This is a genomic window from Microtetraspora sp. NBRC 13810 (assembly GCF_030268685.1).
Classification (GTDB): Bacteria; Actinomycetota; Actinomycetes; order Streptosporangiales; family Streptosporangiaceae; genus BSRQ01.
In genome coordinates this window covers 19,603-34,792 of the sequence record NZ_BSRQ01000030.1, presented here as the reverse complement: position 1 = coordinate 34,792, position 15,190 = coordinate 19,603, and the positions used below count along the sequence as shown (strand labels likewise).

Annotated in this window: 16 protein-coding genes; 11 read left to right on the top strand and 5 right to left on the bottom strand. The window is 70.4% G+C overall.

Annotation, left to right across the window (positions count from 1 at the left end):
* Nucleotides 1-5: 5 nt before the first annotated feature.
* The gene (locus tag QSK26_RS38395) at nucleotides 6-2,855 is read right to left on the bottom strand and encodes a hybrid sensor histidine kinase/response regulator (protein WP_285780279.1); all 2,850 of its coding nucleotides are present in this window, start codon (nucleotides 2,853-2,855) and stop codon (nucleotides 6-8) included.
* A 148-nt stretch (nucleotides 2,856-3,003) separates the two neighbouring features.
* On the opposite strand from QSK26_RS38395, the gene QSK26_RS38390 reads away from it, so the two are divergent.
* From QSK26_RS38390 to QSK26_RS38355, 8 genes are all read left to right on the top strand, one after another.
* Entirely contained in the window at nucleotides 3,004-3,690 is a 687-nt protein-coding gene (locus QSK26_RS38390; RefSeq protein ID WP_285780278.1) for a response regulator, read from the top strand.
* Nucleotides 3,687-4,517 carry a glutamate ABC transporter substrate-binding protein gene (locus tag QSK26_RS38385; RefSeq protein WP_285780277.1) on the top strand — a complete coding sequence of 277 codons (831 nt, stop codon included), beginning with the start codon at nucleotides 3,687-3,689 and terminating at the stop codon, nucleotides 4,515-4,517. Before QSK26_RS38390 ends, QSK26_RS38385 begins: the two co-directional genes overlap by 4 nt.
* 108 nt (nucleotides 4,518-4,625) lie before the next feature.
* Nucleotides 4,626-5,369, top strand: coding sequence for an amino acid ABC transporter ATP-binding protein (locus QSK26_RS38380; protein WP_285780276.1), 744 nt, complete (start codon nucleotides 4,626-4,628; stop codon nucleotides 5,367-5,369).
* 13 nt (nucleotides 5,370-5,382) lie between these two features.
* Nucleotides 5,383-6,219, top strand: a complete 837-nt coding sequence (locus tag QSK26_RS38375; RefSeq protein ID WP_285780275.1) for a glutamate ABC transporter substrate-binding protein — start codon at nucleotides 5,383-5,385, stop codon at nucleotides 6,217-6,219.
* A 4-nt stretch (nucleotides 6,220-6,223) separates the two neighbouring features.
* Nucleotides 6,224-6,892 carry an amino acid ABC transporter permease gene (locus QSK26_RS38370; RefSeq protein WP_285780274.1) on the top strand — a complete coding sequence of 223 codons (669 nt, stop codon included), beginning with the start codon at nucleotides 6,224-6,226 and terminating at the stop codon, nucleotides 6,890-6,892.
* Nucleotides 6,889-7,692, top strand: a complete 804-nt coding sequence (locus tag QSK26_RS38365; protein WP_285780273.1) for an amino acid ABC transporter permease — start codon at nucleotides 6,889-6,891, stop codon at nucleotides 7,690-7,692. Before QSK26_RS38370 ends, QSK26_RS38365 begins: the two co-directional genes overlap by 4 nt.
* 21 nt (nucleotides 7,693-7,713) lie before the next feature.
* Complete coding sequence (locus QSK26_RS38360; RefSeq protein ID WP_285780272.1) at nucleotides 7,714-7,980, top strand: Tn3 family transposase; 267 nt, start codon at nucleotides 7,714-7,716, stop codon at nucleotides 7,978-7,980.
* A 326-nt stretch (nucleotides 7,981-8,306) separates the two neighbouring features.
* The gene (locus tag QSK26_RS38355) at nucleotides 8,307-8,522 is read left to right on the top strand and encodes a dihydrofolate reductase family protein (RefSeq protein ID WP_285780271.1); all 216 of its coding nucleotides are present in this window, start codon (nucleotides 8,307-8,309) and stop codon (nucleotides 8,520-8,522) included.
* 464 nt (nucleotides 8,523-8,986) lie between these two features.
* On the opposite strand, the gene QSK26_RS38350 is transcribed toward QSK26_RS38355, so the two are convergent.
* Nucleotides 8,987-9,682 (bottom strand): response regulator, encoded by a 696-nt coding sequence (locus QSK26_RS38350; RefSeq protein ID WP_285780270.1) that lies wholly within the window; start codon nucleotides 9,680-9,682, stop codon nucleotides 8,987-8,989.
* A complete protein-coding gene (locus QSK26_RS38345; RefSeq protein ID WP_285780269.1) occupies nucleotides 9,679-10,950 on the bottom strand; it encodes a sensor histidine kinase in 1,272 nt (423 codons plus the stop codon). The genes QSK26_RS38350 and QSK26_RS38345 overlap by 4 nt, the downstream gene beginning before the upstream one ends.
* 164 nt (nucleotides 10,951-11,114) lie before the next feature.
* Between QSK26_RS38345 and QSK26_RS38340 the strand changes: the two genes are divergently transcribed.
* Nucleotides 11,115-12,335: an alpha/beta hydrolase family protein gene (locus tag QSK26_RS38340; protein WP_285780268.1), complete on the top strand. Its 1,221-nt coding sequence runs from the start codon at nucleotides 11,115-11,117 to the stop codon at nucleotides 12,333-12,335.
* Between the two features lie 199 nt (nucleotides 12,336-12,534).
* Nucleotides 12,535-13,071, top strand: coding sequence for a Tn3 family transposase (locus QSK26_RS38335; RefSeq protein ID WP_285780267.1), 537 nt, complete (start codon nucleotides 12,535-12,537; stop codon nucleotides 13,069-13,071).
* Here QSK26_RS38335 and QSK26_RS38330 read toward each other — a convergent pair.
* Together QSK26_RS38330 and QSK26_RS38325 are read right to left on the bottom strand one after the other, a co-directional pair.
* Entirely contained in the window at nucleotides 13,048-13,257 is a 210-nt protein-coding gene (locus QSK26_RS38330; RefSeq protein ID WP_285780266.1) for a hypothetical protein, read from the bottom strand. The genes QSK26_RS38335 and QSK26_RS38330 overlap by 24 nt on opposite strands.
* A gap of 204 nt (nucleotides 13,258-13,461) precedes the next feature.
* The gene (locus QSK26_RS38325) at nucleotides 13,462-13,680 is read right to left on the bottom strand and encodes a hypothetical protein (protein WP_285780265.1); all 219 of its coding nucleotides are present in this window, start codon (nucleotides 13,678-13,680) and stop codon (nucleotides 13,462-13,464) included.
* Between the two features lie 163 nt (nucleotides 13,681-13,843).
* Between QSK26_RS38325 and QSK26_RS38320 the strand changes: the two genes are divergently transcribed.
* Nucleotides 13,844-15,136 (top strand): hypothetical protein, encoded by a 1,293-nt coding sequence (locus QSK26_RS38320; RefSeq protein ID WP_285780264.1) that lies wholly within the window; start codon nucleotides 13,844-13,846, stop codon nucleotides 15,134-15,136.
* Nucleotides 15,137-15,190: the final 54 nt, after the last annotated feature.

The window sequence follows — 15,190 nt, the reverse complement described above, 5'->3', positions numbered from 1 at the left end:
TCACATTACGGGGAAGAAAAACGAATGATCCCTCGCGACGCCACGTCGACCTCCTCGGCGAGTTCGCCGATCAGGTCGAGCCTGGCCGCCCCCTCGGCCGCGAACCCTTCCAGCTCCGCGCAGAGTTCCGCCGCCGCCCTGGCCCCCACGGTCGCGCAACTGCCTTTGAGCCGGTGGGCCAGCGCCGCCACCTGGTCCAGTTCGCCGGTGCGGGTGGCCCGTTCCATCCGGTCGAGGGTGTCGCCCGCCGTGTCGAGGAAGGCCCGCGCGATGTCGGCGAGGTCGTCGGCGTCCAGGCCCGCCAGCTCGGGCGGCAGGCTCGATCCCGCGGTCCACACGGGGATCTGGGCGAGCACGTACGACCAGTCGACCGGCTTGGTGAGATGGTCCTCCATGCCCGCCTCCAGGCAGCGGACCCGGTCGCCGGGCATCGCCGCCGCGGTCATCGCGATGATCGGTGTGCGCGACCCCTCGCCTCTGATCTCGGCCGTGGCGGCGAGGCCGTCCAGCACGGGCAACTGGCAGTCCATGAAGACCAGGTCGTAGTCGCCGAGCAGGACGGCGCGTACGGCCTGCCGCCCGTCCTCCACGACGTCGATCTGGTGGCCGGCCCTGCGCAGCACGATCATGGCCAGTTCCCGGCTGACCGCGTCGTCCTCGGCGATCAGGATGCGCGCGCCGGGACCGGGCGCGGGACCGGCGACGCTGTGCGAGTCGTACGGCTCCGCCGCGCGCGCGGCGTTCTGCACCGCCGCGAGCAACCGCCGCCGGCTCACCGGCCTGGTGACCGACTGGACGGTCCGCTCGACCTCCGTGGGCCAGGGGTACCCGGAGCGTCCCGGTGTCACGATCACCACCACGGCCGTGGCGTGGAGCAACGGATCGGTGAGGATCACGTCGGCGAGCGAGCGGCCGGGGTCCGGCGCCGCCAGGTCGAGGTCCACCACGGCCAGGTCGAAGGGCCGATCGGCCAGGGCGGCGCCGCGCAGGGCGGCCAGCACCGCGGAGGTGTCGGCAGCCTCCTCCACGGCCAGCCCGGCGTCCGCCAGGATCCGGCCGGTCGGCGTGCGGCGTTCCATGGGACCGCCGGCCACCAGCACCCGCTTGCCGCTCAGTTCCTCGGCCGCGGGCGCCGACCAGCTACGCACGTCGACGGGGAGAGTGACCCAGAACTTGCTGCCGACCCCCTCGACGCTGTCGAGCCCGATCCTGCCGCCCATCAGCTCGGTGAGCTGGCGGCTGATGGCCAGGCCCAGGCCGCTGCCGCCGGTCCTGCGGGTGATGGGCGAGTCGACCTGGCGGAAGATCCCGAACACGCGTTCCCTGTCGGCCGGCGGCACCCCCACGCCGGTGTCGGTCACGGTGAAGCGGAGCGTGACCCGGTCGTACTCGCCGCCCTCGTCGAGGGTGACCTTCAGGTCGACGCCGCCCTGGAGGGTGAACTTCAGCGCGTTGCCGACCACGTTGGTGAGCACCTGGCGCAGGCGCGCAGAGTCGCCGACCACCTGCTGCGGGATGTCGTCGGCCAGGCGCAGCGTGAGCCAGAGCCCCTGCTGGTGCGCGTGCGGCGCGAAGGGCGCCACCACCTCGTCGCACAGCCGGGGCAGGTCGATGATCTCCTGCTCGACGGCCAGATGACCCGCCTCGATCCTGGACAGGTCGAGGAAGTCGTCGAGCAGCCTGATCACGTCCTGCGCCGACGCGTGCGCCGTGGTCGCGTAGTGGCGCTGCTCGTCGTCGAGCCGGGTGCCGAGCATCAGCGCGTTCATGCCCAGCACCCCGTTGATCGGGGTACGGATCTCATGGCTGATCTTGGCCAGGAACTCCGACTTGGCGACCGACGCGCCTACCGCCTCGTCCCTGGCCGTGGCCAGGGCGGCGGCGTATCCGGCCAGCGCCTGCTGGGCCCTGCGCCGCCCCCTGGTGGTGTGGAGTTGCAGGCCGAGCCCGGACAGGATCAGCACCGTCAGCAGGGCCGCGACGGACAGGATGCTCGTCTTCAGCCGCTCGGCCGAGGCCAGGGCTTCGGCCCTGGGCACCTCCGCCGTCACGGTCCAGCCGATGCCCGGGATGGGGCGCGAGGCCGACAGCACCAGCCCGTCGAAGCCCCGGTGGGCGGGAGAGAACACGTCACGGCCGGCCAGCGCGGTGTCGATGCGCGGATCCTCACGCAGTGAGACGAGGGTGTCGGGCTGGGCGTGCTGGTCGGCCACGAGTACGCCGGCCTGATCGGTGATGAGCAGCCTGATGTCCTGGGCGTTGGCCGCCTCGGTGGCGAAGTTCTGGATCGCGGTGAGGCTGTAGACGGCGGCCAGGACGCCGAGCAGGCGCCCGCCGTCCTCGCTCATGATGGGCGCGGCCACGGCGACGGCCCTGGAGGCGGCCATGACCGGCGGGGTGTAGGCCTGTGAGACGTACACCCTGTGCTGGTTGCGCACCGCGGGATACCAGTCGGTTCCGGTGACGTCCTGGGGGAGACCGCTGCTCGGCTCGGCGCCGATCATGTCGCCCTCGGCGCTGACGACGATCACACCGCTGATGCCGACGCGCATGTCCGCCAGCTCCCTGCGGTAGCCGGGCAGCGCCTCGCGGACGGCCGGCTCTCCCGCGGTGACCGTTTCGCGCACCCCGGGCCGCTGGGCGAAGGCCGCGAGGAGTTGTTTGAGGGAGTCCATCTGCTGCTGGACCACGACCTTGCTCACGTCGGCGGTGGTCTTGACCCGGCCGCCCACCTCGTCACTGATGGTCTGGTCGGACAGCGAGATGCTGGAGGAGGTCAGCAGCGCGAGCGGCAGCAGCCCCAGCAGGATCCAGGGCGCCGTCACCGCGAGCAGCCAACCGCGACCGTTCCCCACCGGGCTCCCTCCTCGACGTACGGCACCACAGTAAGAGGACTTGTCGCTCAGAGCGCCCTTGAGTTGAGCAAAACAAGCAAAACCGGACCTCTTTGCGCCCGGTAGGTCTAGAATCCGCCCAGCGTTCACAGTAGATCGGGGAGTGGCGATGCCTGGACCGGGGGACATCACCGTACTCATCGTGGACGACGACCCCGTCGTCACAGCGACGTTGAAGGCTCAGGTGAAGCGAGTCGACGGGTTCAAGGTCGTCGGCGTCGCGCACACCGGTCACGGCGCGCTCGCCGCCGCCCAGAAGTTCTCTCCCCAACTCGTGCTCCTGGACCTCCACCTGCCCGATCTGCCCGGCCTGGAGGTCGCCCACCGGCTGCGCCGCCCGGACCGCCCGCCCACGGACGTGATCGTGATCTCGGCCAGGCGGGAGTCGGCGGCGGTGAGCGCGGCCATTCAGCGGGGAGCGCTGTACTACCTGGTCAAGCCCACGAAGGTGGGTGTGGTCGAGGAGACGCTGGTGCGCTACGCGGCCACGGCCGAGCGGCTCGCCGCGCAGGCCAGGTTCACCGAGCAGCAGGAGATCGACCAGCTTTTCCGCGCGCTGCACACCGAACGCGGATCCAGGCCCCCGAGCATCTCCTCCGAGACCGAGCGGAGGGTGATCGACGCGCTCGCCGCCTCGGCCGAGGACCTCTCGGCGCTGGAGCTGGCCCACAGCGTGGGCATCAGCAGGGCGACCGCGCGCCGCTACCTGGAGCACCTCAGCGAGCGGGGACAGGTGGAGGCCCACCTGAGGTACGGCCCCAAGGGCCGCCCCCAGCACCGGTATCGCGTGCGGTGAGGCTGGTCAGAGCTGTCCTGGCCGTCGTCGCCTGCCTCGCCGTCACCGGCTGCGGGGCCGCCGACGCGGGCGCGTTCCCCGAGGGTACGGCCATGGCCCGCATCCAGCAGCGTGGCGTGCTCACCGTCGGCATCAAGTTCGACCATCCCCTGTTCGGCTTCAAGGACCCGGCCACCGGAAGGATCACCGGCTTCGACGCGGAGATCGCCAGGCTGGTGGCCAAGGACCTGACGGGCAGTGAGCGGGGCATCCGTTTCGTGGAGACCAGGCCGCGCCAGCGCGAGGACTTCCTGGCCCGCGGAGTCGTCGACATCGTCCTGGCCACCTACTCGATCACTCCGGAGCGCCGGAGACGGGTCTCCTTCACCGAGCCGTACTACTACGCCGACCAGGACATCCTGGTCAGAGCCGACAACAAGGCCATCGACGAGATGACCGACCTGAACGGCAAGCGGGTGTGCACCGCCACCGGCTCCACCTCGGGCGACCGGCTCAGACATCTGGTGCCCAAGGCGAAGCTGACGATCGTCGACATCTACAGCGACTGCCTGCCCGCGCTCCAGTCGCGCGCGATCGACGCGATCAGCACCGACGACCCGATTCTGCGCGGCTTGCTGTCCCAGCATCCCGACAGGTTGAAACTCGTGGGCAAGCCTTTCGGCAGCGAGCCGTACGGCATCGGCGTGCGCAGGGGCGACACGGCGTTCGTCGCGCACCTCAACGCGCTGATCTCGCGTTTTCTCCGCGACGGCCAGTGGGACAGCGTGTTCATGAACACCATCGGCGCGTCCGGCGCGGTGGCCGACAGGGCCAGACCCCGGCGCTGAGCGCGCGTTAACAGATCATGTAACTGAGCAGAAGGCGCACAACTCCTTCCCCGCCACACGCGACTCCTACGGTTGCGCCAACGCGGACGGACGGAAGGAGAGTGCACCATGACCGAGCAGGGACTACTCGTCCTCGACAAGGTCAACAAACGCTTCGGCGACCACCACGTGCTCAGGGATGTCGACCTCGACGTGAAGCGCGGCGAGGTCGTGGTGGTCATCGGCCCTTCCGGAGCCGGTAAGTCCACCTTGTGCCGGGCGATCAACCGGCTGGAGACCATCGACTCCGGCACGATCACCATCGACGGAACCCCGCTGCCCGAAGAGGGGCGTCAGCTGGCCAGGCTGCGCGCCGAGGTGGGCATGGTCTTCCAGTCGTTCAACCTCTTCGCCCACAAGAGGGTGTTGGAGAACGTCGTGCTCGGTCAGGTCCACGTGCTCAAGAAGCCCAGGGACGAGGCCGAGAAGCGGGGGCGTGAGCTGCTCGACCGGGTCGGGATCGGCGCCCAGGCGGACAAGTACCCGGCGCAGCTCTCCGGCGGCCAGCAGCAGCGCGTGGCCATCGCCCGCGCGCTGGCCATGGACCCCAAGGCGATCCTGTTCGACGAGCCGACCTCGGCCCTCGACCCCGAGATGGTCAACGAGGTGTTGGAGGTCATGACCGGCCTGGCCCGCGACGGCATGACCATGGTCGTCGTCACCCACGAGATGGGTTTCGCCCGCAGGGCGGCCGACCGGGTGGTGTTCATGGCCGACGGCGAGATCGTCGAGCAGAGCACCCCCGACGACTTCTTCGGGACTCCGCGCAGCGAGCGCGCCAAGTCCTTCCTTGCCAAGATCCTCAGCCACTGAGAGGGAGCCCCCCATGCTCACCAGACCCGTTCTCGTCCTGTCCGCCCTCACCGCGCTCGCGCTCACCGTGACCGCCTGCGGGGGAGGGGCGCAGGAGTACGCCTCCGTCGTCGACAAGGCCCAGGGCGACAAGAAGCTCGTGATCGGGGTCAAGGCCGACCAGCCGGGGCTCGGCCTGCGCACCCCCGACGGAAGCTTCGCCGGATTCGACATCGAGGTCGCCAAGTACGTCGCCAAGGAGCTCGGCGTCGAGGCCAAGGACATCACGTTCAAGGAGACGGTCTCCGCCAACCGCGAGGCCTTCCTGCAGCAGGGACAGGTCGACATGGTGGTGGCCACCTACTCGATCACCGACGCGCGCAAGGAGAAGGTGTCGTTCGCGGGGCCGTACTTCGTGGCCGGGCAGGACCTGCTCGTCAAGGCCGACGACACCGCGCTGACCGGACCTGAGCAGCTCAACGGCAAGAAGCTGTGCTCCGTGGCCGGTTCCACGCCCGCGCAGAAGGTCAAGGAAAGCTACGCCAAGGAGGTCCAGCTGCAGGAGGAGCGCACCTACTCCGCCTGCGTCGACCGGGTGCTCGGCGGCCAGCTCGACGCCCTCACCACCGACAACGTCATCCTGGCCGGCTACGCCGCCCAGCACGGCGGCAAGCTCAAGGTCGTCGGCAAGCCGTTCAGCACCGAGAAGTACGGCGTCGGCCTGAAGAAGGACGACTCCAAGGGCCGCCAGGCCGTCAACGACGCGCTGGCCAAGATGTTCTCCGACGGTAGCTGGCAGAAGGCGCTGCAGGCCAGCGTGGGCGCGAGCGGGTTCAGCGTGGCCCAGGCCCCGCAGCTCGAAAGGTACTGACCGGATGGAAGCCCTGCTGCTGGAAGGTGACACCATCCTGGTGGCCTTCTGGATGACCGTGCGGCTGGCCGTGGTCAGCGCCGTCGGGTCACTGCTCCTCGGTACGGCGCTGACGGCCATGCGGGTCTCCCCCTTCCCGGTTCTGCGTTCCGCGGCCGGCACCTACGTGAGCGTGGCCCGCAACACCCCGCTCACGCTGGTCCTGCTGTTCACCGGCCTGGGGGTGGGCGCCAACCTGGGCGTCGAGCTGTCGGACGACCTGGCGACCAACAACTTCTGGCTCGCGGTGATCGGCCTGACCGCCTACACCTCGGCCTTCGTCTGCGAGGCCCTGCGCTCGGGCATCAACACCGTGCCGGTCGGCCAGGCCGAGGCCGCCCGCTCCCTCGGGCTCGGGTTCCTCGGGACACTGCGGCTGATCATTCTGCCGCAGGCGTTCCGCGCGGTGATCGCGCCGCTCGGCAGCATCCTGATCGCGCTGACGAAGAACACCACGATCGCGCTCGTGGTCGGCGTCGCCGAGGCTTCGGTGCGGATGCGCGAGCTGATCGAGACCCACGGCGACCAGGTGATCCAGATCTTCTTCGGCTTCGCCCTCGGCTTCGTGCTGCTCTGCCTGCCCATGGGCCTGGCGTTCGGCCGGCTCTCCCGGCGCCTGGTGGTGGCCCGATGAGTTACGCCAACCTCTACGAGGTGCCGGGGCCGCGCGGCATCCGCCGCAACCGGGTCCTGACCGGCGTCATCGCGCTGGGCCTGCTGGCCGTGGCCTACGTGGTCTACGTGCGCTTCGACGAGAAGGGGCAGTGGGCGGCCGACAAGTGGACGCCGTTCCTGCGGGCCGACGTCTGGACCACCTTCATTCTGCCCGGGCTGGCCGGCACCCTCGGCGCCGCGCTGGCCGGTGTGGTGCTGGCCGGGATCTTCGGGCTGGTGTTCGCGACGGCGCGGATGTCGGAGCACCGGTGGATCAGGGTGCCCGCGGCGACCGTGGTGGAGTTCTTCCGCGCGGTGCCGCTCCTGCTGCTCATCTTCTTCGCGTTCTTCGGTTCGTACGCCCTCACCGGGACCAACATCTCCGCCTTCACCGCCGTCGTCTTCGGCCTGACCTTCTACAACGGGTCGGTGATCGCGGAGATCATCAGGGCGGGCGTGCAGAGCCTGCCCAGGGGCCAGTCCGAGGCCGCCTACGCCGTAGGCATGCGCAAGAACCAGGTGATGCGCCTGGTGCTGCTCCCGCAGTCGCTCAAGGCGATGATGCCGGCGGTGATCAGCCAGTTCGTCGTCCTGCTGAAGGACTCCGCGCTCGGGCTCATCGTCGGCTACGACGAACTCGTCGACCGCGGGCTGAACGGCATCGCGGCCAACTTCTCCAACGTGATCCCCGCGGCCATCGTCATCGCCGCCATCTTCATCGCCATCAACGTCTCCCTGGACAAGTTCGCCCACTGGTTGCACGGCCGGACCTCCACATGACCCACCGAACTCGCCCGTGACGTGCCGGGCCGGCCTCAACGGCGCGGCCACGCCCGGTACGTCACGAGCGGACGAGCGGAGCGCCTGCACATTCTCCAGTCGGCTCTCGGTCTGATCAACACGCTGATGATCCAGGACACCCTCGCCCTACCCGAGTGGGAGAACGTCCTGACCGACGCCGACCGGCGCGGGCTCACGCCGCTGTTCCACACCGACATGACCCCCTACGGTGAGATCCAACTGCGCACCGACCGGAGCCTGGACCTCACCGACCTGCCGACTGCGTAACGTCGTCGCGGACGAGAATGACCAGCCCGGACCGCTGTTCGACTGGTTGTCCTGCGGTGACGTCCCGTTGGACGAGAGCGGCGAGCTGAAGGTGTCGCAGACGTCCTACGACTACACCCGGACGTACTGGGACCAGATCGGAGTCACGATCGTCGGCCGCCACGTCTTCGAAATGACGGACGGCTGGGATGGGAAGCCGCCGGGCGGGATCGACCACGTGGTCGTCGTGTCACACCGGCCGGAGCCCGAGGGCTGGGACCCCGAGGCGCCGTTTCACTTCGTCGACGGCGTCGAGGCAGCCGTGGCCAAGGCGCAGGAGCTTGCGGGTGACCGCTTGGTCGAGGTCGCCGCTGGCGAACGTCGGTGGCCAGGTGCTTGCCGCGGGTCTGGTCGACGAGGTGCGCATGGACGTCGTACCCGTGGCGTTCGGGTCCGGCAAGCGCTACTTCGGGTCGGTCGACGCGCAGCACCTGTTGGAGGATCCTGACGTGGTGATTCAGGGCAACCGGGTACTTCACCTGCGCTATCGGGTGCGCCGTTGACCGATCTGAGCGGGTACGCGAGCGGGTACGCGAAGAAGTCCACTCCGACGGTGACACAAGATCGGGCCTCCGGCTGCGGTGGGCGTGGCGCAGCTGGTGGATGTCGATCTCGACACCGGCAGCGGCACAGTAGCTCTGCCAGCGGTGGTGGGCGGCGTCGTAGGACAGCGGCCCGCCGGCGTCGTTGATACTGGCCCGGAACAACGGCCCTGCGGTGTAGCCGGCGCGAGCCAGGTACAGCTTGAGCAGGGTGACATAGCCGCGGTCGTCGAGCAGCACGTGGCCCACGCTGCCGCCCTTGCCGTGGATGCGTAGGTGCTCGTCGTCCAGCCGCAGGTCCAGGTCCTCGACGTACAGGCCGCACACCTCGGCGGCGCGAACGAAGCTCCCGCGCCAGGCGGCGGAGGCCCAGCTCGCCCCCAAGCTATGATACTCAGTTATCCCGCAACCCTCCACGCCTGCCATCAGGCGTGGTCGAGTGCTTGGTCATCCGCCGAATGGCCGGTCGAGTGTGGGGTGACCAGTCCGCTCTCGTAGGCGAGTACCACTGCCTGGACGCGGTCGCGGAGATCCAGCTTGGCCAGGATGCGCGCGACGTGGGTCTTCACCGTGGCGGGGCTGAGGATCAGCCGTTCGGCCAGTTCGGCGTTGCTCAGCCCGGTGGCCATCAGGCGCAGCACCTCCAGCTCGCGGGGTGTCAGATCGGACAGGTCGCGGTGGATCGCTTCGTCGGGGCGGGTGAAGCGCTCGACCAGGCGGCGGGTGATGGCGGGGGCGAGCAGGGCGGTGCCTGCGCGCACCACCCGGACCGCCGCCACAAGTTGCTCGGGGGTGACGTCCTTGAGCAGGAAGCCGCTGGCGCCCGCGGTGAGGGCGGCGTAGACGTACTGGTCGAGGTCGTAGGTGGTCAGGATGAGGACGCGCGTTCCGCGGGTGTCGGCCGCGACGATCCGGCGGGTGGCCTCGATGCCGTCCATCTCGGGCATGCGGATGTCCATCAGGACCACGTCGGGGGCGGTCCGCTGGACGGCGGCGACGGCTTGCGCGCCGTTGGCCGCCTCGGCCGCCACCTCGATGCCGTCGGCGGTGAGGATCATGCCGAACCCGCTGCGTACCAGCGCCTGGTCGTCGGCGATGACCACGCGCAGCGACCGGCTCACGTCGTGCTCCACGGCAGGCGCGCCGCGACCAGGTAGCCATCGCCCGCGGGCCCGGCCTGCAGGCTGCCGCCGTAGATGGCCAGTCTTTCCCGTAGTCCGGCCAGTCCCCGGCCCTGCCCATCTCCTGCCCGAGGCGCGCGTGTTCCGCCGGTGTCGGCGATCTCGATCTCCATCCACTGTCCGGGGTAGCGGATCGCGACGGACGCCGTTGCGCCGTTCGCGTGCTTCATGGTGTTGGTCAGTGCCTCCTGCACCACCCGGTAGGCGGCCATCTCCACCCCTGGCGGCAGCGGGCCGGGCGGCTGCGCCACGTCCGTCCGGATCCGCACCCCGGCCGCGCGCACCCGCTCCATCAGCGTGTCCAACTGGTCGAGCCCCGGCTGCGGCTGCAGGCCGTCGTTCGAGATCTGCGCAGGACCGCTGCCCGGACCGGCCAGCAGGCCCATGACGTGACGCAGTTCCGCCATGGCCGCCCGGCCGCTGGCCTCGACCGTGAGCATGGCCTGCTTCGACCGTTGCGGCGCTGTGTCCATCACCTTGCGTGCGGCTCCGGCCTGGATCACCATCACGTTCACGTTGTGGGTGACGATGTCGTGCAGCTCGCGCGCGATCCGGGAGCGCTCCAGCTCCACGGCCCGGCGCGTGGCCTCCTCCTGGGCGCGGCCGGCTTCGTCCAGCCGCCGGCGCCACAGGCGGACCGCACCGGCCACCACCCCGGCGCTCAACAGGACGGTGAACGGGCCCAGCCAGTTCGGCAGGCTGGCGACAGAGTCGTGGAAGGCCACGCCCGCCAGCACGGCCGCCACCGCGAGCCCGCCCGTCGCCACGCTCAGGTGCCGGCTGTGCGTCATCGCGCTGTAGGCCGCGATGGCACAGCTCAGCACGGTGATCCAGGTCGCGTCGTCGTGCGTGGCCAGGGCGGCGGGCAGCACCACCCAGAAGGCGCCGAGCGGGCTCAGCCGCCGCGCCGCCAGCGGCAGGGCAGTCGCGATCACCAGCAGTACGGGCGGGCCCTGCGACGGTTCCTGCGTGGGCGCGACAGGGCGCGCCTCGTCGGCCGGCGAGGCGATCACGGGTTGCAGCCGCAAGGACTCGGCTAGCGGGACCCGATGCGCACCCTCGGGGGCGGAGGCGGTCGCCGTCACCGCCAGGGCGGTCAGGACAAGTGCCACCACCAGGTCGGCCAGGAGCGCCCGCTTGGACAGCCGAGGACGCCACCGGTCGGGCCGCTGGCCGGGGCGTACGAGAGCCAGCCATCTTGCTACCACCTAGGCATTGTCCAGCACGTCCCACGAGAGCCGCGTCGGCCTGCGTGACTACATCGCAATGATGACCCGGCCGCGAAGATCGGCACGACGGCCGACGCGGCACGGCACCGCTCGCGCCTAACGTCGTCGCCGTACATCTTCGAAAGGCGAAATTCATGCGTCATATGGCCATCGCGGCCGGTCTGCTCGTCATGGCGATCACCTCGTGCGCGCCGGCGTCCGCTCCCGCGATCGGGAGCGCCGCTGTGGACGGCTCGTCACGCAATCCCTCTCCGGACGCCCCCGCCGAGCCGCCCAAGACGGCGCGTGACGTCGCGCTCTCGCTCCCGGCCCCGACCGGCTCGCAGCCGGTCGGCACCACCTCGCTGCACCTCACCGACACCTCGCGCCCCGATCCCTGGGATGCCGGTTCGACGTCCAGACAGCTCATGGTCTCGCTGTGGTACCCCGCCAGGAAGGCGGCCGGGCAGGCGGCGCCGTACATGAGCGCCAAGGAGTCGGAGCTCACCTTGAAGGACGCCGGCATCACCGGTGTCCCGGCCGACCTGCTCGCCCGCACGCGCACCCATGCCTTCAGCGACGCCCCGGTGGCGGGCGAGGCGCGCACGCTGCCGCTGGTCGTGCTTTCGCCCGGCTTCGAGAAGACCCGCAGCTCGCTTACCGGCCTCGCTGAGGACCTGGCCAGCAGGGGCTACGTCGTGGCCGCCATCAGCCATACGCACGAGAACAGCGCCACTGTCTTTCCCGGCGGTCGGGTGGTCCCCTGCACGGCCTGCCAAGTCCAGCCACACGACCAAACCTTCTGGGACAAGGTGGGCGCCACCCGCGCCGACGACGTCTCTTTCGTCCTCGACCAGCTGACCGGCCCGACCCCCAAGTGGAAGGGGGCGCGGCTCACCGACCCTGACAAGGTCGCCATGGCCGGCCACTCAGCAGGCGGCGCCGGCTCGGTCGCAGCCCTGCTGAAAGACTTCCGTATCAAGGCAGGCATGAACATGGACGGCCTGGCCATCGTGCCCGTCCCGGCGAGCGGGCTGAGCAAGCCCTTCCTCCTGCTCGGCGCGCAAACCACGCGCACCCCGGGCAGCCAGGAGGCCGCCTCTTGGGGGGCCGCCTGGCAGCACCTCACCGGGTGGAAGCGCTGGCTCGTGGTCGCCGGCGCCGAACACGCCTCCTTCACCGACATCTCCCTGCTGGGCGAGCAAGCGGCCCTGGACACCGGCGCCACGCTGCCCGCCGCCCGGTCGATGGAGATCACCCGCGCATACGTGGCTGCCTTCCTCGACCTGCACCTGCGCGGCACATCGCAGCCGCTGCTCGACCGGGCGTCGGCGAGATATCCAGAGGTCAAGGTTTGCGCGGTTGAGCAGAAGAGCTGTACCTGAACGATGCGCAATGCCAGGTGCCTGTTGTTCGCGGAGAGGAGACCTTCCCCCGCGGTGGTCGTCTGACGCTGCTGGGGTGGTAGCGGATCGGGTGGCACCATAGTGGTGGGCACTGACAGTTCGGCACGGTGATGCGGTCAGGTAGGGCGACAGCTGCGCGACGTCTTCCGCGCTGATCTCCCAGCCCTCGGTTCCGTCGTTGCCGAACCTCAGCCGGCTTGAGAATCCGTTGAACCCCTCGACCTTGTTGGTGACCTTCAAGTCGATGCACCTGCTGCACGTCGCCCACCTGGAGGACCACCGCAGGATGGTGGGTGCCCAACTGAACGTCGGGGAGGGCCGCAACGGCCTGGCGCGGGCAGTGTTCTTCGCCCACCACGGCCAACTGCGCAGGGGTTATGAACGCGGGAGGGAAGGCCAACTCGGCGCGCTCGGCTTCGGTTTGAACGCGATCATTTTCTGGAACAGCCTGTGCATCGACGCCGCGGTGAAGAACCTCGCCGCCGGCGGCATGAAGATCGGCCCGGAGATCAGGGCTCGCCGCACTGGGAACACATCAACTTCCACGGGACGTACCCGTTCAACCGGCCGGAACTGCCCGGCCGGTTGCGGGACCTGCGCGACCCCACCGCCGCCGACGACCCGGAGCTGTGACGATCAGCGCGCCGTGAGCTGGCTACCGGGGCTGGGGTCTGGGACTCCTGGCAGGCCATCACCGGAAGGGCTCTATTTGTAGGGAGGGTGCGCCGCCGGCTCGGGGGCAGGCGAGCAGGTGAAGGACCCGCCGGGCCTGCCGTTCCAAGGTCCCTGCGGGATTGCGGGTGGCGAACGGCCTGTCCGGGCCGAGCATGAGGAACCAGCCCAGCGCGAGCAGCCGACGGAAGTCCCGTACGCGTTCGCGCTCCTGCCTGGTCAGCTCCATGGAGGCCAGCAGTTGCTCTGCGTCGTGGGCGCGGCGCGGCTCATCACAGAATTCTTAACGGCTTCTCTTGTCGGTCGCCGCCCCGTTCACCCGCTTCCGCGGCGACCGCGCCGTTCCGTTCGCCCGCGAGCCAGCCCGGACCGTCCGCGAGGTGGAGCGCGACCTGCGGTATCTGCCGACGCGGGGGAGTGTCGCCCGGTTCCGCTACGGTGATCCGCCATGGACGATCGCTTTCCCCCGGCCGAGGACGTCCTGGTCCTCTCCGAGCCCCTGCGCCGAGATCTGCACCCCCGGCGGGGCGGCGCGCTCCCCGCGGAACCGGGCGTCTTCGACCGGGCGCTGGGCGAGGTCGCGCCCAGTGACACCGTCGACCCCGGCGCCGCGGACGTGGCGGCGAAGCTGGCCGAGGAGCACCGCGGTCACATCGAGGCGGTGCTGTCGGCGGCTGTGACGACCCGGCCCTGGTCGCGCACGCGCGGGCGTACCTCAGCGGCGCTGACGACCCTGCCGGGGCGGCGGCGATCGCATCGATCGTCGACCGCGCGCAGAACGGGAACGAGACGGCGCGAACCTTCACCGGCGGGCGGTGGAACGGCTGGCCGCGCACCGCGGCACCCGCTCCCGGCGGCTCGTCGTCTCCTACCTGGTGCCCACCCGGCACGACTGGGTGGACGAGCGCTGCGCCGACCCACCAACAGCCGAGTGGGGCTCGAACGCCTTCTACCGCGAACGGCTGTGGGCGTCGGTGGGCACGCTGCGGCACCTCGAACTGCTCGGCTGGAGGCTGGAGGAGTCCGACTTCGACGCGTTCACGTTCGGGGTGCGCGCCACGATGGCCGACGGCGTGGGCCCGGTGATCGCCCCGGTCCTGGTCGACGCCTGGGACCGGATCAGGATCTACAAGCCGTGGCGGAAGCGGTTTGTCGAGCTGATCTCCCTGCTTCCGAGCGACGAGGCGTTCAAGCTGCTGCTGGAGCGGTCCGAGCGGGAGTTCGCGCGTGAGCACCTGCTTGCAGCGATGGAGCGCTTCCCCGTACGGGCGGTACGGGTGCTGTCCACGGTGGCCGCGAGCGACTCGTCATCGGCGCTCCTCGCCGCCGGGCTGCTCCGCATGCACCTCAAGGCGCATCCCGAGCTGCCCGGGCCGGACCCGGCGCCGCGAATCCCGGACGCGCCCGGCGAGGACCTCCCTGCGGTGCTGACCGAGCCGGGCCGGGCGCCCCGGCTGCCCGCGTACGCCGATCCCGATGCCCTGCCGCAGGTGCTGCTCCTGGGCGGCAGCCGGGCTTTGCCCGCCGCCGCGACCAGGAGGCTCGTCGCGCTGGCAGGGAAGCCGGACGAGCGACTGGACGCGGTCCGCGACGCCTGCGACCGGCGCTCGCTGGCCGACCTGGGCTGGGCGCTGTTCCTGCACGGCGACGCCTGGGCACTGCCCGCGCTGGGACGGCTCGGCGACGGCCGGACGGCCCGCGACCTGGCCGCCCTGATCCCCGGCTGGGTAGCGCGGGTACCAGGGCCCGCGGGGTCAAGGCGGTCGAGGCCATCGCCCGGATCGGCACCGCGGAGGCGCTGGAGGTGCTGGATGAGCTGGCGGAGACGGGCCCGGACCACGCGGTCCGGGACGCTGCGGCGAGGTCGCGCCCGTAACCACGCAGGTGCACCCGAGACGCGGTGGCACGCCCGTACCGCCCCCTCGCCCGTGCAGGCGCGCAGCAGCCTGATCGCCGGGGCCGTGGTCGATGGCCGCATGCAGCAGGCGGTGCGCGTCGAAGATGTTGACCGGGCGGGCCTGGTCCAGGCGATACGTCAGGCCCAGTTCGGCGGCGAGCGCGGTGAGCGCGGCCACCCCTTCGGCCGCTTGCCGGGCCGACGGGCCTAGGTCCTGCCGCAATCAAGCACCTCCACGCCCGCCTGCCCCGCGCGCTGAGGAGGG